Below are 20,133 nucleotides of genomic sequence, written 5' to 3' on the forward strand. Positions count from 1 at the left end.
AAGAGACATCCCCCAATATGGTCCTTATCGTTTGATTAGTAAATTATATGCACAAACAAACATGGAGGTTAATGGAAATGAGAGGGCATTTTGCTCATTTAGCTAAGTAACCGGCCCATTTATTAAATGGCATTACAACAAAAAACCGCCTCATTTAATGAGACGGTTCGTAGTTGGAATGATGAGCGTCACTTTCGTTCCTTCGTCGCTGACGCTTTCAATTTGGAATTTCCCTTTTAATTCCTCCATTATCTGAATGCACGTCGCCACACCTAATCCGTTTCCATCCGGTTTGGTGGTAAAAAAGGGCATGCCGATATTTTTTAAATTCTCGGGACTGATGCCTTTCCCATCATCGCTGATCACTAATCTTACATAATGGGACACGGAAGTATAACGCAATTCAATCTGCCCCCTTGCTTCGATGGCTTCACAAGAATTATTCAAGACATTCAAGAGAACCTGCCTTAACCGATTTCTGTCTGAATAAACAACGACAGAGTGTGTCACTTCATTAATTAGTCTTACATGAGAACTCGGAATTGAAGGGATATAGGTATCTATTATTTCTTCAAGGAAATCCTTTAAATCGATTTTCTCCCATTCCAGTTGATGCGGTTTTGCCAAATCAAGAAGTTGTGTCACGAATACATTAACCCGGTCCACTTCATGAAGCATGACATCACTATATTTTTCTATTAATGTTTTATCATGATCCTGGCTCTTCAATAATTGGAAAAAGCCCTTTATTGTCGTCAGCGGGTTCCTGATTTCATGTGCGACACCGGCAGCAAGCTGGCCGACATATTTCAATTTTTCCGTACGGACGATTTCCTTCTCGCGATCTTCTATCGTTTCCATCATTCTTAGAAAGGCAAGGTTCAATTTTTCCATTTCCTCGAAGCTTCTTTTATCGGAAATGATGAATTCCTTTCCTCCAATGAAATCCTCTGTCGCTTCAACAAGTTCTTGAACTGGCCGCACAAGGGTCTTTGTTAGTAAATAGACAGCCAGAATGATAGAAACAAAAACGATGCTGTAGATTGTCAGATACCGTGTTAAAAGGTCATTCAAAGGCTGAAACACTTGTTTCTTATCTGCACCCACAACAACAAACCAGTTATTCTCCGTTTTTGCAATCGTATGAACAGGCTGGATGGAATATATTTTTTCCCCGTTCTCTGCGCTGTACAATTCATCCGATAAAGAAGCTTCCATCAGCTTACCTTTCGTTAATCCCATTTCTTTCAATGCAGAATCCTGCATGACTCCATGCGGGTCTTTTTTCGAAATCATGATGCCTTCTTGATTGATCATGAAAAAGTTCACTGGGTATTTATCGCTAATTTCATTAGCCTTTTTCTCCATCAGCTCCCAAAGTCCTTCCAATCGGAAAGCTGGAGATACGACACCGATCATTTTCCCTGCATTATCATATACCGGCGCACTCAGAGCTATTATCGGTTCTGAGTAAGCCCGGGTTTTATAAACGTCAGAAAGGAATTCATGACCTTCTATGGCCTCTTTGAACCATATTCTCTGCGCGAGGTTGTCCCCGATCATTTTATTGGATGTATCTGCAATGACATTGCCTTCCATATCCAAATGCAAGACACTGTAATAATTTCCTTTTGCATCGATAAACTTTTTTAGTTCCTCTGACTTCTCTTCTTTAGAATGGCCAGGATTGATGATTACCGAATTTGCGCTCATTAACTTCACATCACTGATCCGTTCGTTCAAATAGCTATATGTTTCATTTACAATATTCAGTGAACCTGCATTCAGAGCGTTTTTTGCTTCCTTCTCAAGCAGGGACCGTTGTGATCCATAGGATATGATCCCCAATATCAGAAGAGGAACACTTGCAATAAGTAATGAATAAAGCAAAATTCGGGTTTGAAGGCTTTTAAGCATCCTTCCGATCCTCCCTATTCCTGATCTCCTAATAAGAGCCCTTCTTCTATTTGGACATACTGTTCCCATGCTTGATCGAATAGTGACATACTATCGAGATAGTCTGCATTCAATTCTAAATAACTGCTCAGTTCATTATAATCAGTCGATTGTTTTGGGAAGCCATGATCCTCATAGGCATGATTGGCAAATTTAGTGATTGCATCAATTTCCTTTGGTTGTCGAAATTTCATTAAATATAAATAAAATGGTCTCATGATGTTGAGCCCCCCCTAAAATAACTATGATTTCTGCTTTAATATATCGGAAACTTTCGCTTCCGTCCACTTTTTTAAAAAGAATTTGGTCTATTCTTCCTCACTTTATAGAAATCCACGATTTTTCAACAAAAATTGCATTCATTTTCTTACGGAATTACACTTAAATATCGTATTCCCTACCATATTAATCCCGTCCTTTTAAGACTGAAAATCTTTTTTATTTTATACGTTTTTCATGATTCGACAAAGGAACGAAGTGCTTCATTAACCCACTCTTTCAAACAAATGCACTTCAAAAACCTTATTATTTTCATTTTCTGAAAAGGAAAATCCCCTTCATCTAAGATGGAAATAGTGGTTTACACTAATTCTGTCCAAATGGGGGGATTTATACATTCATATATGGAAACGTAAATGCATCCTGCCGCTAAAAGTCAAAGTAATTACGTTTCAACAGCCTTTTCATGTTCATTAGCTCACTGTATGTCGTTTGTTTTTCAAGCTGTTTCGAATCAATTAAAAATAGTTGATTTTCAATTCCCTTCACTATTTCATCACTTTGAAAAAGCGCATCGCAACTCTCACAATGAGATGAAGGGGTCTCCGTAATTTCAACTGCCCTCGTACCATCCGGCAGTTCCCAATACACAGTCCCATTTACTGATGCAAGCTTCCCTTTCTCACACCATGGACACGTCTCCATGCTATTCATCTCCCTTAGGCGTGCTCTTTTTTTGCTGTGCCTGGAATTTCTTTTCTTTTAACAAATCTCGCTTTTCACGTTGGTTTTTCAATGAAGCATGCTCTGGGTTGGTCACGTAATTTTCCCTTCGATTCATTCGCTTAAGTCCTTCAGGCACTAAATTGAATTGCTTGTCGTTCATTAAACCGGATACACCTATATCTGATTGTTTTTCTTCCATATTCGGATATACCCCTTTGAAGTACTCATCTGCAAGTCCTGGTGTATATTGCTCAGGTTCGGGATAAGTGGTTATCACACCTTCAAAATTGCGCAGCACCGTTTTTGTTGGAGATTGTGAAAGGATATAATTCGGCTGCAGCGTGATTTTCCCTCCCCCTCCTGGAGCATCGACGACGAAGGTAGGTACAGCATACCCGGATGTATGGCCTCGGAGCCCCTCGATGATTTCAATGCCTTTTGAAATGGGAGCTCTGAAGTGACCGATGCCTTCCGACAGATCGCACTGATAAATATAGTAAGGGCGGACACGAATCTTAACAAGATCATGCATCAGCTTTTTCATGATTGCGACACTGTCATTGATCCCCGCTAAAATAACTGCCTGGTTGCCCACAGGTACACCTGCATCGGCAAGCATCTCACATGCTTTCTTTGACTCCTCGGTAATTTCTATTGAGGTATTGAAATGAGTATTCAGCCAAACCGGATGATATTTTTTTAAAATGGCACATAAATTTTCAGTGATTCTTTGAGGAAAAACAACAGGAGCCCGCGTACCTATCCTGATTATCTCAACATGAGGAATTTCCCTTAAGTTTTTGAGGATATATTCAAGGATCGTATCATTGATCAATAATCCGTCCCCGCCTGAAATAAGGACATCCCGAACTGCCGGTGTGTCACGTATATAACCGATTGCAGCGTCCAATTGTTTTTTTGGCACGCCCATGCCAATTTGTCCTGAAAAGCGTCTTCTCGTACAATAACGGCAGTACATGGAGCACTGATTCGTCACCAAAAAAAGAACGCGATCCGGATATCTATGGGTCAGTCCCGGCACTGGGGAGTCCTCATCCTCATGAAGGGGGTCTTCCATGTCATATTTGGTTTTATGCATTTCTTCCGAGATTGGGACCGATTGCATTCTGATTGGACACCTTGGGTCATCTTTATTCATTAGCGAAGCATAGTATGGGGTGATATTCAATGGAATGGTTTTTGTGGAAATCCTCACACCTTCCTCTTCATCCGGAGTAAGGTTTATCACTTTCTTCAAATCATCAACAGTTCGGATCGTATTCGTAAGCTGCCACAGCCAGTTGTTCCATTGTTCTTCGGTTACATCTTTCCATAGCTCTATATCTTTCCAATTGCGATCTGGCTTATATAAGTCAAATAACATGGTTATACCTCCTGAGTTATGATAGTAGTATTAAATGCAAGAAGGGTGCCAAAATGACCCAATAATTCGAAGGCCCATAAAAAAAACCGGACTGCAGGCTGCATCCGGATTTTCCCCATTCAAATATGCTTTTTAATTTTATATTGCAAGGTCTGTCTTGGAATTTGCAATAGCTTCGATGCCTGGAAAACGTTACCGTTCGTTTGAAGAAGGGCCTCGGTAATCAATTTTGTTTCCATCTCAATCATGGCCTCACGAAGCGGAAGTATTTTTTCAGATGGGGTGCGCTTTTTTAAAGACTGGGGCAAATCTGCAAGGTTCAAAACATCATTCTCCGTATGGTTCATCATGAATTCTACGGAATGTTTAAGCTCCCTTACATTTCCAGGCCAATGATATTCCCGAAAAAAAACCTTTGTCTGCTCATCCATGCCTTTTATGGACGATCCTAATTTACTGTTAAATATTGATATGAAATGTTCAGTAAGAAGCTCTATATCATCAATCCGCTCCCTTAGCGGAGGCAGCTCGTAGCTCAATACGTTCAATCGGTAAAATAAATCGGGTCTTAGCCTGTTATCCGATACCGCCTTTTTCGGATCTATATTCATCGCTGCCATGATCCTCACATCCACCTGTACACTCTTTGTACCTCCTATCCTCCTTATGAACCCATCTTCGAGCACACGCAGAAGCTTTGCCTGCAAGTCAATCGGCATCGATTGCAATTCATCCAAAAACAACGTTCCGCCATTGGCCAATTCAAACAGTCCCTGGCGTTCCACAGCACCAGTGTAGCTTCCTTTAGCCGTACCGAATAGAAGCGATTCCAATAAATTTTCTGGTAAGGCCGCACAATTTTGCGCGATGAATGGTTCTTTACTGCGGCTCGAGCCCTGGTGTATGCTTTGAACAAAAAGCTCTTTTCCTACACCGCTTTCCCCATGAACCAACACCGATGAGGAGGAGCGGGCAGCCTTTTTCCCTTGTGAGATCAGACCTTTAAATCCAGCATCAATAGTCAGGATTTCAGTGAAAGAATATAATCCGCCGGTTCCGGGCGTTTTCCTTTCAGGACTTTTGATCGTCTTGATCGAGCTCTCCAGGTCTGCTAACCTTTCAGATAATTGCTTCAAGCTTGAATAATCCTTGGCAATCTCTATAGCACCTATCATAAACCCATCTACATATATGGGGAGCGTCGTGTTTAACGTCTCAATGATTCGCCCATGTGCATTTACATACGATTGGCTATAGTTGTAGATTGGTTTTTCAGATTTAATGACCCGCAGCAATGTCGATGATTTGTGATTCAAAGAAGGGAAGGCTTCAAGCAAAGGTTTCCCAAGCACCTCACTTCTTTTCATCCCATCATGATTGGCCGCCACTTCGTTATAAAAGATGGTCTGTCCTTTTGGATCTATCACATGAATGCCTTCATCAATGGTTTCTAATATTGCTTCCAATACTTCACTTGTATTAAAAAATTCACTTGGCAAGATATCCCTCCTCAAGACCTTCTTGCTAGATGTATATGAGGAAATGCCAAAAACTTGTCATGTACTGCCTAAAATTGAGCATTCAAGTGAAATTTTTCACCCAAAGGTTCATGTCTTCCAGTTTATCGAAGATGTAACAGTTATTGGCCAAACGTCCGCGGTACGAGTATCCATGCTGATGCAATGCAGCATTCATGCCGAATGAGAGCGACCTGGCAATCGAATAAATACAATAAACCCCATGTGAAATAAGATATTCTTCAAGCGCGGAAATCAAGTGTTTCATTAAGCCGTACTGCCGATGTTCTGGCAATGTCGCACAATCGGTGATTTCTGCATTATGGTAAAAGGAATCAATTTCTGCTGAAGCAGCACTGACAATCCTGTCATCATGGACATAAATATAAAAAACCGTTCCCTTTTCCATGCACTTTTTTACATATACCGGATCATTCATCGGTGTGGGATACACTTTGAAAACCTCCCCATACAATTGGGCCAGCTGAGGTGCATCGGTAACTTTCGCTTTACGGCCTTGATAGGCTGACGGCGGATTATCTAATCCGGATTTTATCGGCAGCCTCTGTACATCGGTAAGGATTTGATCTTCCTTTTCCCATTCTGCACTGTTGCGCCTTGCATTCCGGTTATATTTAACAAGGAAGAAACAATCGCTTCCCAAAAAGAATTTATCGATGCTTCCTTCATATAGAAAGCCCTGAGCAAGCAATGCCAGAACGTTTTCCTTGCGTGACTTGAAGATGATCTTTTCCGCTGAAATGTCTTTAGCCACCTTTAAAGATTCCTCCACGCATTCTTGAAAATGACCTAAATAATCATCAATCCTGATTCGCTTATTAAAATGGTCGATCGTAATATGTATGGTGTACCTTGGCTTTTGAATCCTTTTTTCAATGATTCCAGCCTCCATTTGTCCCGCTCCCTTCAAAACTTCGAAATTGTTGCGAAAGGCCTGACCCTTCCTGGAATCAGACCTCCGGAAAAATGATTATTCCTGGTCCACCCCACACCATTCTATGATGGTCAATGCAATGATTTCCGCAACCTCCATCATTTTATCCACCTCTATATATTCGTTCGAATCATGGGCCATCTTCGTTTCCCCTGGTCCAAACACAACTACGGGGGTAGAGCCAACCGATGAAAGATACCCTCCGTCCGTCGCCCAAGGGGACGCTTCGATAAGCGGTTCCTCCCCTACCACTTTTTCATAATATGTGCTAATTGTCTTCATGAGCGGATGATCTATTTCGAGATTGCCAGGCAGCCATCTTGCCCCAAACCATTCCAATTCAATCGGTTTTTCTTTAAACCATGCATCACTCTCGTTTAAAGCATCTATTCGCTCCATCAGCGATTTTTGTGCTTCTTCCATGGTTTCTGTCGGTGCGATGCCGAATCTACCTTCCAGAACGGCTGTATCCGGCACGGAGGAAGGCCAATTCCCGCTTTGAATGCTACCTATGTTGATTGGAATGGGGATAGGGACATTTTTATAGAGTGAATGACGGAGTGACTCATTCCGTTCTTGTTCGAGCATCTTGATTTCTTTCATTACACTAACCGCTTTATCTATTGCACTGACTCCTTCATACCTAGTGCCTCCATGTGCAGACTTGCCTTTTATTTTCAGTCGAAACCACATCGAACCTTGCTGTAAAGGGAATAGTTTCATATTTGTAGGCTCCGGAATGATTGCACCATCAGCTTTGTACCCCCGTATTACTGCCGCAAGTGTGCCGGCACCACCGCTTTCCTCTTCAATCACACTCTGGAATATCACGTCCCCCTTCAATTTGATTCCGGATTCGACGATCGCTTCAATGGCCAGCAATAAAGATACATTGCCGCCCTTCATGTCCGTCGTTCCCCGCCCGAAAACTTTCCCGTCCATTAACTTGCCGCTATAGGGTTCATCGTGCCATGCTGCAAGATCTCCTTCAGGAACTACATCAATATGTCCGTTTAAAATAAGGGATTTCCCCTGGCCCGTTCCTCTTTTAATAGCCACAAGATTTGGATTTCCTTTAAAATCCCGGCGGTCGCAATAAAAATGGGGATGTTTTCTTAATTGTTCATCCCCGATTTCCCAAAGATCTATTTCTAGACCAAGTTGTCTGCACTTCTCGACCACTATGGCTTGTGCACTTCCTTCTTGCCCCCTTTTGCTCGGTTCCTGAACCAGTTTTTGCAAAAGCTGAACCCCATTCATCCGATGTTCATTCAACCATGTTCTTATTTTTTCCTCATACATATCCATTCTCCTCTCTCATTCTTTTAAAATATGGATGTTTTCAGAGACGGTAAACGAGGCTTCGGTCCGATTCCTGATTTCCTGAATGCTGGACGTATCAAATACATCAGTTAAAAGGAGGCCCTCCGAAGTTACGGAAAACACGCCTAATTCGGTGATGATCATATGTACGCATTTCTTGGCAGTTAACGGCAACGTACATTTTTTGACTAATTTAGACATGCCCGCTTTATCGTTATGCTCCATCAAGACAATGACCTTTTTGGCCTTTGCCGCCAGCTCCATGGCACCGCCCATGCCTGGCACCCGCTTTCCCGGGACAATCCAATTAGCGAGATCCCCCGCTTGACTTACTTGAAGGGCTCCAAGAATCGTGATATCCACCCTGCCACGCCGTATCATCCCAAATGCAACAGTACTGTCGCAGTAGGAAGCCCCGGCTCTAATGGTGATCGGCAGTCCGCCTGCATTGCAAAGATGCGCATCTTCCTTTCCCGTTTCAGGAGTACTGCCTATTCCCACAAGGCCATTTTCCGCATGAAACATAACTTTATGGTCATTCAACAGATGATTCGGTACAAGTGATGGAATGCCGATTCCCAAATTGACCAGCATCCCATCGCTTATTTCTGCTGCTGCCCGTTTCGCTATTCTATTCCTATCTTCTGTTCCCAAACCCATTTCCAATCGACTCCTTTTGATGGAATGATATAATCCACAAAGGCACCCGGAACAATGATGTCCTCTGGATCCATAGAGCCAAGCGGAACGATTTGCATGGCTTCGACTATAGTGATTTGTCCAGCTGCAGCAACGATTGGATTCGTGTTCCGGGCGCTTTTATCAAATTTAAGATTTCCATAAGGATCTGCCATTTCTGCGTATACAATGGCGATATCTGCAGTTAATGCCGGTTCCACCAGATAATTTTTCTTACCTAGCTTTACGGTTTGCTTGCCGTCCCGGACGATATCGGCCTCAATTCCAATATCAGTCAATATACCGCCTAGTCCCATCCCTCCGGCCCGGATGCGTTCGACAAGTGTCCCTTGCGGAGAGAACTCCACTTCGAGTTCTCCATTGTTCATTAATAGTCCTGCATTAGGATTGGAACCGATATGGGAAACGATGATCTTTTTCGCTCGGCGTTGCGTGACCAGTTTTCCGATTCCGATATCGGGGAAACCTGTATCGTTCCCAATCAAGGTTAAATCCTTAATACCTGATTCCAAAATCAGATTGATCAATCCCGGAGGCGTCCCTATGCCACCGAATCCCCCATAGAGGATGGACTGATTATCTTTAAAGTGATGGCGGACATCCTCCAAACGACAAATCTTCTGGAATGTATTTTCCACCACTATGACTCACTTCCTTGTTGTGATGAACGTTTACCTATCGATTCATTGAATTGCCTAAAAGTTATATCGACCCTCATTAACAATTCAGCACACTCCTCTTCTGATATCGTTAACGGCGGGGAGATGATGATGGCTGCCCCGGTTACACCATCAAGGCCTGCGGCCGCGGGATAAAGAAGTATTCCATTTCTCATTCCCAATTCAATGATTTCATTGGTCACGTCTTCCTCCTTCGGAAATGGGGCCGATGTTGCTTTATCCTGGACAAATTCGATGCCAATCAATAAACCTCTACCGCGTATATCACCGATATAGGAATACTTCCCTGCCAACTTTTTCAAGCCCCTAATCAGGTAATTCCCTCTGTCGGCCGATTTTTCGACAAGTTCATTCCTTTCGACGTATTCCAAAACGGCCAACGATACCGCACACGATAACGGATTAGCACTAAGCGTATGGCCTCCTATAATTGATTTCGAGCCTTTCATTATGGGCTCCATGACGTTTTTGGTCATTACTGCGGCTGCTATCGGGGTATAGCCTCCACTCATGCCTTTACCAAATGTTACGATATCAGGTTCCACATCCCAATATTCGGAAGCAAGCATCTTTCCGGTACGTCCAAATCCGGTCATTACTTCATCCGCAATAAATAAAATATCATTCTCTTCGCATATTTTCTTGAGTTTTCGAAAATAACCATCAGGAGGAACGATTGCCCCTCCTGCAGCGCCGATAACAGGTTCAGCAATGAATGCAGCTATATTTTCACTGCCAATACGCCGGATTGATGCTTCCAATTCCGAAGCGCAGGCCATTCCGCACGTATGTGAATCAAGTTGAAGTGGACATCGGTAACAATATGGAGGAGATACAGAAGGATATGATTCAAGCAAAGGAGTAAATCGTTCCCGGCGAATCGGATGTCCGGACATTGAAAGAGCTCCCATCGTGATGCCATGGTAGCTCATCCATCTCGATATGATTTTCTGTTTCTTTGGCTTCCCTTTTTCCTGCCAATGCTGAATGGCAATTTTCAATGCCGTTTCAGTCGCTTCGGAGCCGCTGTTTACAAAAAAACTGTATGTCAGTTCCCCTTTTGTCAATTCTGCAATTTTCCCGGCAAGTTTCTCTGCAGCATCGCTGGTAAATTGGGAACGATACACGAATGAAACCTGTTTAGCCTGTTTGACCATCGCCTCAATGATTTCCTGGACTCCATGGCCAATATTGGCTGTAACAGCACCGGAAGAAGCATCCAGGTAATCCTTTCCATCTTTATCGTACAAAAAAACTCCCTGACCATGACTGATAGTCGGGTAGGCTCCTCCCAGGACCGGTTTGATCAATGAAGACTGCTCCATAAGCCTGCACACTCCTTCTCTTTAAAAACAAATGCAATATAATAAAGTGTATGTCCAGGTGAAGGCAATCTTGCTAAGGAAATTGGCCTAGGCATGTAATCGGATAAGTTTCTTGGTTTCATGGGAGATCGTCAAAAAAATGGCGACAAAAAAAGTGTATCCGCAAGAGATACACTTTTTTCTTACAATGCGCTATTTAGTTTTTCTTCACGAATTGACTCCAAAAAACTTTCATCCTTTAAAACAGCCAGCACATTTTTATAAAAAGCAGTTTTATCGATAACTGAAGTATGTACATATTCATACTCTTTTAAAGACGGATGACGCAAAACATTTTTCATGCAGGAATGACAAACTTTTTTAGTTCCTAACTTATAGTAGTTCAAGTTACTTGCATCCCCATTAGAAGTGTCTTCGTTACATACGAAACATGTATGGCTCACACGGCCTTTTTTATTATACTCGGCCAAAGCCCCTTCTAAACGAATGGATGCTGGAATTGTTAATAACACATAATCACCTTTTCTATTTTAAATCTCTTAGTATTATATCAGAAAAATATAGAATTTGAACTATTAGACTCATATTCCCTAATAATGCTTGTAAAATAGGACAATTTCCAGGGCTTACAAGAGGAAAGACTCCAAAATACACCATAATGTAAAATATATTCATACATATCCCGACAGATAAAGACACCGTCCACTTTTTGAACGGCGTCTTCATAATGTGTCATGAAAGGATCTGGATCGTCGCTTTTCCATTCTTCACCTTCATTAATGCTTTTGAACCAACCGGCACCGTTACAAATGGATGGACATGACCGAAGTTGGCATTAGCGATCACAGGTATGCCATTTATCTCCTTTTTGGAAGTGATGATTTCCTGCAAGGCATATTCAGTCATTCCTGAATCCTTTTGGAAACGGCCGATGACGATTCCTTTAATCCCGCTTGCACCTGGCTGATGGAGCAAGGATTGTAAATCCCGGTCAAAACTGAAAGGATGGCTTTCTTCATCATCTTCTATGAAAAGGATACTGTCCTTTAAAGATGGCATGAACTCTGTCCCTTGTAATAGATTGAGTGTACAAAGATTACCTCCAATGATTGTCCCGGCCGCTTCACCTTCCTGAATGACCATATATCCACCATTCGGGTGAAAAGTTCGGTCATCCTGTTCTAAATGCCAGGAATCATCACTCCACGTTTCACTTGGCTCAAGATAAAAGCCTTCACTTTCAATTACAGCCTTTTTAAAATATTCCATCGTATATTCCAGACCAGCCTTCATCCCGAACGTCGAGAAATGAGGACCTGAATATGTAGTTAAACCTGTTTTATTATAAATGGCCAATAAAATTGCGGTTATATCACTATAACCCATCAACACTTTTGGATTTTCCTTAATCAAATCATAGTCGATATATCGTAACAATTGGTTAGCGTTATACCCCCCGATGGCTGTAAAAATCCCCTTCACATTTGGATCCCTGAACGCCTCATGCAAATCCTCGATCCGGTCTTCGATCGAATTCGAGAAAAAGTCATCATGGAACAAAGCCGTTTCACCATATGTCACTTTAAAACCAAGTTCAGTCAACCTTTCTTCTGCCAATCTGCGTTGTTCCCCTTTGACAATCGCCAAGCTTCTTGAAGGAGCAATTACGCGTATTTCATCCCCTGCTTGTAAACGGGAAGGTTTCATATCTTTATCCCCCTAAATTAATTACATTCTGTCGTTATTTTAGCAGAAATGGTGAACAAAGAAAAACCCAGAACCTTTATGGTATGTCCTTCACACAAGTTATTTTCTTGCAGATTGGCCATGCCCGTATCAGGATTCGAAATAGGATTGGTTATGTATCGCCTGTCCACCATGGATTTAACCTGCCTTTTCAGTCAACAACCATGGAATCTAAAAAGGTCCACCCACATTCCTTACAAAAAAGAAAAAACCAGCTTTATCAGCTGGTCTTTAGGTTATTGTATTAGCAGCAGAATGAAGCGCCGATGATAATCAATAGAATGAACAAGACAACGATTAATGCGAAGCCTGATCCAAATCCGCAGCAACCGCCGCCGCCGTATCCACCGCCACCATAACCAAATCCTGGTCCTGCAACATTTCCACCATATCCGTACATTAAGTTTCACTCCTTTTAGAATTCTTATTTCTCTTTACACCTTACCATATGTCAATACGCCCGCCTTGGTCTGTGCATTTGCCTATTTTTCTGGATTTAAGAAAAAACTTCAAGCAACACCATCTTCACCGTTAATCATTCAATGGCTGAAATACCGCAAGTAACCAGAAAAATGTCAAAAAAACGTTTCATATTTATTGTGTTACGTTAAAATTGGGATATAATAAGGAAAAACAATTCTTAGCCTCTTTAAGCTATCTCATACCTACATGGATACATAAAAGGCAATACGGGGGAACATAATTGAAAACGAACGCAAAATCCTTCATCCCTTTCGCTGCAATCGCCACGATCCTTCTAATCAGCTATATCCTTCAAAAAGTCCCTAAAACATATGGATCAGATGATTCGATAAATGTTTATCAAAAATTCCAATCAGGCCAGGCCATTCAATATCTCGTCATTGGTGACAGTATCGGAAGAGGGTCGGGAGCTGAAAAGCCTGATCTAACATGGTTCAAACAGTTAGAAAATAAGATGAATGAAGCCAATGATATTGCTTTACACGGTGACTACGTGGTCCAAAGCGGAGCCACTGCTTTTGAAGGCCTATTCAAGCTTTCCCAAAGAAGGGAGCATGATCATAAAGATCTGATTTTCTTCGTTTTTGGTGAGAATGATCGCAAATATATGGATGTCGATGATTTTACCATGACATATGAAGCATTAATGAGAAAAGCGAAACGTCTCCACCCTAACGCTGAATTATTCACAATTACAGAGAGTTCCTTGAAATATGAGGAATTTGCGTCAGCCATCGGACTTTTATCCAAACATTACGGTGCAACCAATGTGGATATGCGACCTATATTCAAAGATTCAGGATATACGGAAAAACAGCTGACAAGAGATTTGATTCATCCAAATGGGCTGGGTTATAAATTATATGCTGATGCAATTTATGAACGGTTCCTGGAAAACATCAAACGGGAAAAGGCTGTAGCAGGCCTTCCATCTAAGCTGCATGCCCGTTCTGGATTTGAATTATCGGAAATTGACCACTATGGAAAAATGAGCGGTTTTCGTCCAAGGGGTGGCTATTTCACTAGCAGTGAAAAGGGCAGTGTGATTGAATATACCTTCAAAGGAAGTATGCTTGGTGTGAAACTGCTTAGAAGTCCTGATGGCGGGGAAGTGAATGTATGGATCGACGGAAATGAAATTACGACTTTGAATACGTGGTGGCCATTTGCCCGTGAAAGATATTTATTTATCACAAATGGGCTCCGTCCCGGTTCACATACTGTCCGTTTTGAGGTGACTGGCAGGAATAAAGCAATGGAACTTACCACCATTCCATATGTCCGGATCGCATCAATCATCACAGATTGAATATTACTCATAAATAACCCCCTATCATTAGCTGATAGGGGGTTTTGCATTCAATCAAACAGCTTTTTGTATTCTCCGTATCCTTCTTTTTCAAGATCTTGGAGCGGGATGAACCTTAATGATGCAGAATTGATGCAATAGCGTAATCCCGACGGTCCCGGCCCATCATTGAAAACATGACCCAGATGAGAATCGGCAGTTTTTGAGCGAACCTCTATCCTTCTCATACCATAACTCGTATCGAGGTTTTCCACTACTTCCTCTTCTTTAAGCGGTTTAGTGAAGCTTGGCCAACCGCAGCCTGAATCGAACTTTTCCTTTGAAGTGAAAAGAGGATTGCCTGAAACGATATCCACATATAATCCTTCCTCCTTCAAGTTCCAATATTCATTGTTAAAGGCTGGTTCCGTTCCATTATTTTGTGTGACTTCATATTGAATCGGAGTGAGTTTCTGTTTTAATTCTTCTTTACTTTTCATTTTTTTCCCCCCAGTGATGTTGTATAAATGCTTTCCGTCCTGAACCAATCGAATATCTTTCATAATGCTCAGGTTGCTTTTTATAATAATGCTGGTGGTATGTCTCGGCTGGATAAAACGTTTTGGCTGGTATAATCGGCGTTACGATCGGTCCTGAAAATTTCCCGCTTGCCTGCAGCTTAGCTTTGGATGCTTCTGCAATTTCACGTTGGTTTTCGTCATGATAAAAAATGGCCGTTTGATAAGAACTTCCCCGGTCATAAAATTGCCCGCCAGCATCTGTCGGGTCAATTTGCTGCCAGAATAACTCGATTATCTCCTCATATGGATATACGCTTGGATCAAAGGTGATTTGAACTGCTTCATAATGGCCCGTGGTTTCGGAGCAAACTTCTTTGTACGTAGGGTTTTCCGTAGTCCCGCCCGTATAGCCAGAGATAACGGATTCGATGCCAGGCTGTTCATCGAATGGTTTCACCATGCACCAGAAACATCCGCCTGCGAATGTTGCCTTCTCTAATTGCTTTGTCAAATGAAAATCCTCCTTTTTTACAAACAATCCATTGAATGAATTTTAACGCTTTTATATGACGCTGTAAAATAATATGCCGATCGACCCTTTTTACGAAAAATCGTCCCTCCTCTTTTTAAACGGGAGACACACGCCCAAGCATGACAACATATGATAAGAACATACTGGAAAAATGAGAGGTGTTTGAAATGAGCGATAAACAATCATATTCACAAAAATCGGTAACATATGATTTACTATCGTCTTATTACAAAAACAGCGATCCGCAATTGCATGATTATTATTTCCATAAGCATTTGAAAAGTCTCGAAAAATCAACACAACAATTGAGATATGAACAAATGAATGTCCTACTGCCTGCACAAGTACGCTTTTTACATGCTGCCCCAACAGCTCCCTCATTTGATATTTATGTAAATGAAATGCCTATCCTTAAAAATTTCTCATATAAAGAGAACAATGGTTATTTACCACTCCCCCCTGGCAAGTACCCATTGGAAATATACCGCAGCGGACAAAGCGCCTTACCTCTTTTAAGCTGTAATGTGACACTCGAAAGCGGGACTTTCTATACCATTGCTCTTGCATCTGCCCTGGCTAATGAATCATTGAACATGTTACCTTTCGAAGATATTCCATTTGTTCCTCCAAATGAAGCAAAGGTACGATTCATCCAGCTTTCACATGATTTACTCTCGGTGGATATTGCCGTCAAAGATGGAGATGTCGTTTTTGATCAACTCCATTTCAGGAAAGCAAGCGAATATCTTAATATACATCCCATGATAGTAGACTTCGAAGTGAGGATAGCTGGGACAAAAGAGATCGCACTCCCTTTGCCAAACAAAGCCTTCCAAGTAAATACTCCCACAACCATTTATTTAATTGGTTCGAATCGGCAGTCATCCTCACTGGAAACCTTAACGCTATCTCCATAAATGGATAAAAAACCAGGATGCATCGATCCTGGTTTTTTATCCATCTATTCACTATCACTGTAATGATGATGGGATGGTCAATAAAAATGAAATATCATCATTTTTTAGATCGAATTCATTCGCCTTAACCCTAATATCGCTTTTCAGTTCCATATCCTGTAATGACACATAAATACTTTCGTCATTAGGACTGATGCTAACCCAATCCGGCATATTATAACGGTCATTTATTAAACTCATTACATATGAAACAGGAAGGTTCATTTTACCGACTGCAATTGATTTTTGCTTCAGGATCAAATCCCCATTCTTTTGGGCAATTGGTTCAAAAGTCAATTTCATTTCCACTTCACGGTTGAAAAATGGCATTGTTCCATATAATTCGACTTCATCCGTTAAATACACTTCGTAGTGAATGGATCCCGTCAATCCCTCTTTATCCAGATACTGGTTGATTAATCTTGTCAAATCTTCCCGATTCGTATGAATTTGAAATTGGATATCTTCTTCATGGCTTACTTTGGGTATCAGATCTTGATCTTTAGTCGGCAGATTAACTAAAATCGTTACAAACAGGATGACCAGGATGTTTAGGGCTAATAGGGAAATAAACAATGTCTTCCATTTGACATTTGTCATTCTTGGTCATCATCTCCTTTGGCACTCGCTTCCAATGTGTCCTTTCCGATAGTGGTAATATCCATATCATTATAGATTCTTGTCGCGATTAATTCATATCCGCGGTCATTTGGGTGAAAATAATCCTCGGCATACAGCAAATCTTCTTCGGAATTCTCGAAAATGTCTGCTATTTCAATAAAATAGGCTGAATCATATTCTTCAATGATCTCTTTTCCGCTTTCATTCCAATCATTCATGATCATATCAAGTTCATAAAAGTCTCCGAACCATTTGGAAAATGGATTATAGACGCCTACAAGGTAAATTTGCGCAGAATCATTTTCGGAACGAACCTTATCAAGTATCTGCCTTAATCTTTTTTCATACCCTATTTTTGCCGATTCAAACTGATTCAGTTCCAAGTTGGAGAAATTCTGTTTAAAGACCTTCATGATATCATTTCCACCGATTGTGACGACAATCGAGTCAGCTTGCTTTATGTCTTCTTTAATCCTAGTCTTATCCAGTCTTTTCAATAGTTGGTCGGTCCTATTTCCACGTATGCCATGATTAATCATCTCAACTGAAGTAATCGATGGTTCTTTTTCCAGCTTATTTTGTAAATAAGGCAGATACCCGCCATTATCTTTACTATCACCGACACCTTGAGTCAAGGAGTCGCCAATCGATACGATTTTCACAGGGTCCGGAAAAAAGCTGGCAGGAATGGTTTCCTTTTTACTCAGCTCAACTATGCTTTTCTGCTGAACAGATGGCTGATTTGAGGCTGTTTCACTTTGACTGCAGCCTGAAATCCAAACTAGGCATATGAAAAGACAGGTGATTTTGTACCTCATGACCCTCACCTTCCTACCCATATATTATATCATGCAGAAAACGAAAGATTGCAAACAATATACCTTCATTGTACTTCCAGAATTGAGCATTCCTTACTATACAATATGAAAAATGCAGTGAAATAAAGCTAGTCCTATAAAAATTAGCATGTACTGAGCATGTAAAATCATTCTTAACTACCGCTGTTTCTTCAAAAACTTATTGCTCATTTTCAGCATCGTTAAAGCTCCATTGAAATCCTTATAAAGGATGGATGAAAACAGAAAGAACAGGTCATTTAACCTGTTCAATAATTCTGTAAAATTTTAATATGCTTAATGATTTCATCAAAGGGAATATCCTGCAGGCCTGTATAATCCATGATGATCTTTCCTTCTTGATCAATCAGAAAAAAGCTGGTACCATGAATCACCTGATCTTCTGCTTCTGGTTTTTTGACGATCGTTTTAAAGTTATCCAATGCAAACTGCTCGATTTCTTCCTGTCCATAACCGGTCAGAAAGTGCCAGTTGCCGTAATCCACATTAAATTGGTCACCAAACTTTTTTAAAACATCAGGTTTGTCAATTTCCGGGTCCACGGAAAATGAAACGAACTCTACATCCGTAATACCTTCATCCTTCAATTGCTGCTGCAGCTTCGTCATATTCGAAGTCATGGGGAGACAGACCGTCTCACAGCTAGTGAATATAAAATCCGCTACCCAAACCTTTCCTTTAAGATCGCTTTTTGAGAAAGGTTTACCCTCCTGATCGATGTAACTGAAATCTTCAAGGTCCCAATTTTTAGCATCAGGTACACCATTGGAACCACATGCTGTCAACAGCAATAAAATTGATGCTCCCATAGCTGCCATAAGCAATTGCAGCTTTCTCATCCCTACCCCGTCCTTTATGTATAAAATATTCTGTTACTTCATTTATTCTAACAGACCAATCGGAATGAGAACAGCAACTATTTCTACGAATTAAAGACAATTGTAAAAGTGACAAAACCGCCGCCAAACGCAGTTTCATATGGTTTATGAATATCAATCCCAATAATACATGATTGCCATTGCGCCTTCACCCGTATGGGTACTGACAACGGCAGTCGTTGCTTCTATCTTTATGTCTTGATATCCTGTTAAGTCTGCAATGGCGTGGCGGACTTTATCCGCTATTTCAAGGCCATTCGCATGTACAAAACCAATGCCTCTAATTTTTTTGCCTTGAGTATCTTCTTTGAATTTCTTGATGATGAACTTCACGACCTGTGACTGGCTCCTAGCTTTGGATACAGGATTCAGTACACCATCATCAAGAAGTGCAATCGGCTTTATGTGCAGCAATGAACCAATAAAAGCAGAAACTTTGCCAATCCTTCCGCCCTTAACGAGGTTATCAAGTGTTTCTATGACAATGATTAAACTTGACTGTTTTCTAATATGTTCCAGTCGATCAATTATCTCAGCTACGGATTTCCCTTCCTTCGCCATCTTCGCTGCCTCGATCACCTGGAATGACATCGCTTTTGAAATGAATTTCGAATCAAGAACGGTAACCTTCGCTTCAGACATGCTTGCTGCGCTTTCCGCTGAGCGAACTGTGCCGCTCATGCCACCTGTCATATGTATGGATATAATCTCGCTGCCGTCTTTTCCTAGTTCATCATATACCTCCACAAAGGTACCTACGGCTGGTTGTGAACTTTTTGGCAGTTCTTTTGACTGGTTCATTCTTTTCAGGAATTCTTCTTGTTCGATTTCAACCTTATCCAAAAAAGTCTCCCCATCTATAAAAATCGATAAAGGGACCATTGTAATATTATAAAATTCCAGTTCCTCAGGTGTCATATCTACTGTCGAGTCTGTTACTATCTTTACTTTATTCATCATTACACATCCCTAAATTAACATATCTATTGTATTATACCTATTCAAGGTACGCATTCAAACCAAAGGTTTTCTTTTTTTCAAGTGAAGTGATACTAGTCTTTTGAAATGATCACACAAAAAAAGACCGTCCCATGAGCTAACCTGAACACATGCCGATTTATTAGATATTGCATGGCATTCGTGTCATCTCTTTTAACGGAGAAGTTAGCTATGGAACAGTCCGCATTAAGCATTATTTAGTAAACTTCCAAAAAAAAGCTTGTTATAAACGGGCCATTTGAGTACGGATGCTAAATAATGCTTAAATGAGTAATTTTCTTTATGATCTTTATTGGCAAAAACCTTCTTTACAAATACTTCCAAACGCACGGTCAACATAAAAAAATTCGGATCACTAGGCAGTAAGACAGGTATTTCTGAAATTGTGACCTTATGTCCAAAACAATCTTTGAATTCCAAGCATTTGAACATCAAAATATCAATCCTCATTTTTCACCGATTGCTTAT

General features: G+C 41.0%; 22 protein-coding genes. 2 read left to right on the top strand and 20 right to left on the bottom strand.

From position 1 onward, the window contains the following. Window positions 1-150 precede the first annotated feature (150 nt). The 13 genes from V3595_RS18700 to V3595_RS18760 form a co-directional block, all read right to left on the bottom strand. Window positions 151-1,917 carry an ATP-binding protein gene (locus tag V3595_RS18700; RefSeq protein ID WP_485908729.1) on the bottom strand — a complete coding sequence of 589 codons (1,767 nt, stop codon included), beginning with the start codon at window positions 1,915-1,917 and terminating at the stop codon, window positions 151-153. Window positions 1,918-1,931: 14 nt separating this feature from the next. Next, entirely contained in the window at window positions 1,932-2,174 is a 243-nt protein-coding gene (locus V3595_RS18705; RefSeq protein ID WP_101225334.1) for a YozE family protein, read from the bottom strand. Window positions 2,175-2,604: 430 nt separating this feature from the next. Next, window positions 2,605-2,880 carry a YokU family protein gene (locus tag V3595_RS18710; RefSeq protein ID WP_485908730.1) on the bottom strand — a complete coding sequence of 92 codons (276 nt, stop codon included), beginning with the start codon at window positions 2,878-2,880 and terminating at the stop codon, window positions 2,605-2,607. 1 nt (window position 2,881) lies between these two features. Then, window positions 2,882-4,285 carry a lysine 2,3-aminomutase gene (gene kamA, locus V3595_RS18715; protein WP_485908731.1) on the bottom strand — a complete coding sequence of 468 codons (1,404 nt, stop codon included), beginning with the start codon at window positions 4,283-4,285 and terminating at the stop codon, window positions 2,882-2,884. 119 nt (window positions 4,286-4,404) lie between these two features. Next, window positions 4,405-5,784 carry a sigma-54 interaction domain-containing protein gene (locus V3595_RS18720; RefSeq protein WP_485908732.1) on the bottom strand — a complete coding sequence of 460 codons (1,380 nt, stop codon included), beginning with the start codon at window positions 5,782-5,784 and terminating at the stop codon, window positions 4,405-4,407. Window positions 5,785-5,866: 82 nt separating this feature from the next. Next, window positions 5,867-6,733, bottom strand: a complete 867-nt coding sequence (gene ablB, locus V3595_RS18725; RefSeq protein WP_485908733.1) for a putative beta-lysine N-acetyltransferase — start codon at window positions 6,731-6,733, stop codon at window positions 5,867-5,869. A 60-nt stretch (window positions 6,734-6,793) separates the two neighbouring features. Further along, entirely contained in the window at window positions 6,794-8,065 is a 1,272-nt protein-coding gene (locus V3595_RS18730) for a peptidase (protein ID WP_485908734.1), read from the bottom strand. Window positions 8,066-8,074: 9 nt separating this feature from the next. Continuing rightward, window positions 8,075-8,740 (bottom strand): 3-oxoacid CoA-transferase subunit B, encoded by a 666-nt coding sequence (locus V3595_RS18735; protein ID WP_413018458.1) that lies wholly within the window; start codon window positions 8,738-8,740, stop codon window positions 8,075-8,077. After that, window positions 8,707-9,396: a 3-oxoacid CoA-transferase subunit A gene (locus tag V3595_RS18740; protein WP_485908789.1), complete on the bottom strand. Its 690-nt coding sequence runs from the start codon at window positions 9,394-9,396 to the stop codon at window positions 8,707-8,709. Before V3595_RS18740 ends, V3595_RS18735 begins: the two co-directional genes overlap by 34 nt. A gap of 23 nt (window positions 9,397-9,419) precedes the next feature. Continuing rightward, the gene (locus V3595_RS18745) at window positions 9,420-10,784 is read right to left on the bottom strand and encodes an aspartate aminotransferase family protein (protein ID WP_485908735.1); all 1,365 of its coding nucleotides are present in this window, start codon (window positions 10,782-10,784) and stop codon (window positions 9,420-9,422) included. 182 nt (window positions 10,785-10,966) lie between these two features. Further along, entirely contained in the window at window positions 10,967-11,296 is a 330-nt protein-coding gene (locus V3595_RS18750) for a hypothetical protein (protein ID WP_076366028.1), read from the bottom strand. 220 nt (window positions 11,297-11,516) lie between these two features. Beyond that, window positions 11,517-12,491 (bottom strand): S66 family peptidase, encoded by a 975-nt coding sequence (locus V3595_RS18755; protein WP_485908736.1) that lies wholly within the window; start codon window positions 12,489-12,491, stop codon window positions 11,517-11,519. A gap of 283 nt (window positions 12,492-12,774) precedes the next feature. Continuing rightward, window positions 12,775-12,930: a YjcZ family sporulation protein gene (locus V3595_RS18760; RefSeq protein ID WP_137017678.1), complete on the bottom strand. Its 156-nt coding sequence runs from the start codon at window positions 12,928-12,930 to the stop codon at window positions 12,775-12,777. A 303-nt stretch (window positions 12,931-13,233) separates the two neighbouring features. On the opposite strand from V3595_RS18760, the gene V3595_RS18765 reads away from it, so the two are divergent. Next, window positions 13,234-14,322 (top strand): SGNH/GDSL hydrolase family protein, encoded by a 1,089-nt coding sequence (locus tag V3595_RS18765; RefSeq protein WP_485908737.1) that lies wholly within the window; start codon window positions 13,234-13,236, stop codon window positions 14,320-14,322. 50 nt (window positions 14,323-14,372) lie between these two features. On the opposite strand, the gene msrB is transcribed toward V3595_RS18765, so the two are convergent. Together msrB and msrA are read right to left on the bottom strand one after the other, a co-directional pair. Then, window positions 14,373-14,801 carry a peptide-methionine (R)-S-oxide reductase MsrB gene (msrB, locus tag V3595_RS18770; RefSeq protein WP_101225279.1) on the bottom strand — a complete coding sequence of 143 codons (429 nt, stop codon included), beginning with the start codon at window positions 14,799-14,801 and terminating at the stop codon, window positions 14,373-14,375. Continuing rightward, window positions 14,791-15,282: a peptide-methionine (S)-S-oxide reductase MsrA gene (gene msrA / locus V3595_RS18775; protein ID WP_485908790.1), complete on the bottom strand. Its 492-nt coding sequence runs from the start codon at window positions 15,280-15,282 to the stop codon at window positions 14,791-14,793. The genes msrB and msrA overlap by 11 nt, the downstream gene beginning before the upstream one ends. Window positions 15,283-15,521: 239 nt before the next feature. Between msrA and V3595_RS18780 the strand changes: the two genes are divergently transcribed. Further along, the gene (locus V3595_RS18780) at window positions 15,522-16,271 is read left to right on the top strand and encodes a DUF4397 domain-containing protein (RefSeq protein WP_485908738.1); all 750 of its coding nucleotides are present in this window, start codon (window positions 15,522-15,524) and stop codon (window positions 16,269-16,271) included. A 54-nt stretch (window positions 16,272-16,325) separates the two neighbouring features. On the opposite strand, the gene V3595_RS18785 is transcribed toward V3595_RS18780, so the two are convergent. The 5 genes from V3595_RS18785 to V3595_RS18805 form a co-directional block, all read right to left on the bottom strand. Continuing rightward, the gene (locus V3595_RS18785; RefSeq protein ID WP_485908739.1) at window positions 16,326-16,910 is read right to left on the bottom strand and encodes a YpmS family protein; all 585 of its coding nucleotides are present in this window, start codon (window positions 16,908-16,910) and stop codon (window positions 16,326-16,328) included. After that, window positions 16,907-17,749: an SGNH/GDSL hydrolase family protein gene (locus tag V3595_RS18790; protein ID WP_350299163.1), complete on the bottom strand. Its 843-nt coding sequence runs from the start codon at window positions 17,747-17,749 to the stop codon at window positions 16,907-16,909. The genes V3595_RS18785 and V3595_RS18790 overlap by 4 nt, the downstream gene beginning before the upstream one ends. Before the next feature lie 287 nt (window positions 17,750-18,036). Next, the gene (locus tag V3595_RS18795; RefSeq protein WP_352920692.1) at window positions 18,037-18,627 is read right to left on the bottom strand and encodes an SCO family protein; all 591 of its coding nucleotides are present in this window, start codon (window positions 18,625-18,627) and stop codon (window positions 18,037-18,039) included. A gap of 153 nt (window positions 18,628-18,780) precedes the next feature. Continuing rightward, window positions 18,781-19,623: a DegV family protein gene (locus V3595_RS18800; protein WP_485908740.1), complete on the bottom strand. Its 843-nt coding sequence runs from the start codon at window positions 19,621-19,623 to the stop codon at window positions 18,781-18,783. 228 nt (window positions 19,624-19,851) lie between these two features. Beyond that, on the bottom strand, window positions 19,852-20,115 hold the full coding sequence (locus V3595_RS18805) for a DUF2535 family protein (RefSeq protein ID WP_306804680.1): 264 nt from the start codon (window positions 20,113-20,115) through the stop codon (window positions 19,852-19,854). Window positions 20,116-20,133: the final 18 nt, after the last annotated feature.

Source organism: Bacillus sp. CFBP9009 (assembly GCF_036541465.1).
Taxonomy (GTDB): domain Bacteria; phylum Bacillota; class Bacilli; order Bacillales; family DSM-1321; genus Peribacillus.

Coding starts and splice junctions, on each gene's coding strand:
- V3595_RS18780 (WP_485908738.1), top strand. CDS start 15,522: ATGAGCGATAAACAATCATATTCACAAAAATCGGTAACATATGATTTA.
- V3595_RS18705 (WP_101225334.1), bottom strand. CDS start 2,174: ATGAGACCATTTTATTTATATTTAATGAAATTTCGACAACCAAAGGAA.
- V3595_RS18700 (WP_485908729.1), bottom strand. CDS start 1,917: ATGCTTAAAAGCCTTCAAACCCGAATTTTGCTTTATTCATTACTTATT.
- msrA (WP_485908790.1), bottom strand. CDS start 15,282: ATGGTGAAACCATTCGATGAACAGCCTGGCATCGAATCCGTTATCTCT.
- V3595_RS18730 (WP_485908734.1), bottom strand. CDS start 8,065: ATGGATATGTATGAGGAAAAAATAAGAACATGGTTGAATGAACATCGG.
- V3595_RS18755 (WP_485908736.1), bottom strand. CDS start 12,491: ATGAAACCTTCCCGTTTACAAGCAGGGGATGAAATACGCGTAATTGCT.
- V3595_RS18710 (WP_485908730.1), bottom strand. CDS start 2,880: ATGGAGACGTGTCCATGGTGTGAGAAAGGGAAGCTTGCATCAGTAAAT.
- V3595_RS18795 (WP_352920692.1), bottom strand. CDS start 18,627: ATGAGAAAGCTGCAATTGCTTATGGCAGCTATGGGAGCATCAATTTTA.
- V3595_RS18790 (WP_350299163.1), bottom strand. CDS start 17,749: ATGAGGTACAAAATCACCTGTCTTTTCATATGCCTAGTTTGGATTTCA.
- V3595_RS18735 (WP_413018458.1), bottom strand. CDS start 8,740: ATGGGTTTGGGAACAGAAGATAGGAATAGAATAGCGAAACGGGCAGCA.
- V3595_RS18800 (WP_485908740.1), bottom strand. CDS start 19,623: ATGAATAAAGTAAAGATAGTAACAGACTCGACAGTAGATATGACACCT.
- V3595_RS18805 (WP_306804680.1), bottom strand. CDS start 20,115: ATGAGGATTGATATTTTGATGTTCAAATGCTTGGAATTCAAAGATTGT.
- kamA (WP_485908731.1), bottom strand. CDS start 4,285: ATGTTATTTGACTTATATAAGCCAGATCGCAATTGGAAAGATATAGAG.
- V3595_RS18785 (WP_485908739.1), bottom strand. CDS start 16,910: ATGACAAATGTCAAATGGAAGACATTGTTTATTTCCCTATTAGCCCTA.
- V3595_RS18745 (WP_485908735.1), bottom strand. CDS start 10,784: ATGGAGCAGTCTTCATTGATCAAACCGGTCCTGGGAGGAGCCTACCCG.
- V3595_RS18760 (WP_137017678.1), bottom strand. CDS start 12,930: ATGTACGGATATGGTGGAAATGTTGCAGGACCAGGATTTGGTTATGGT.
- msrB (WP_101225279.1), bottom strand. CDS start 14,801: ATGAAAAGTAAAGAAGAATTAAAACAGAAACTCACTCCGATTCAATAT.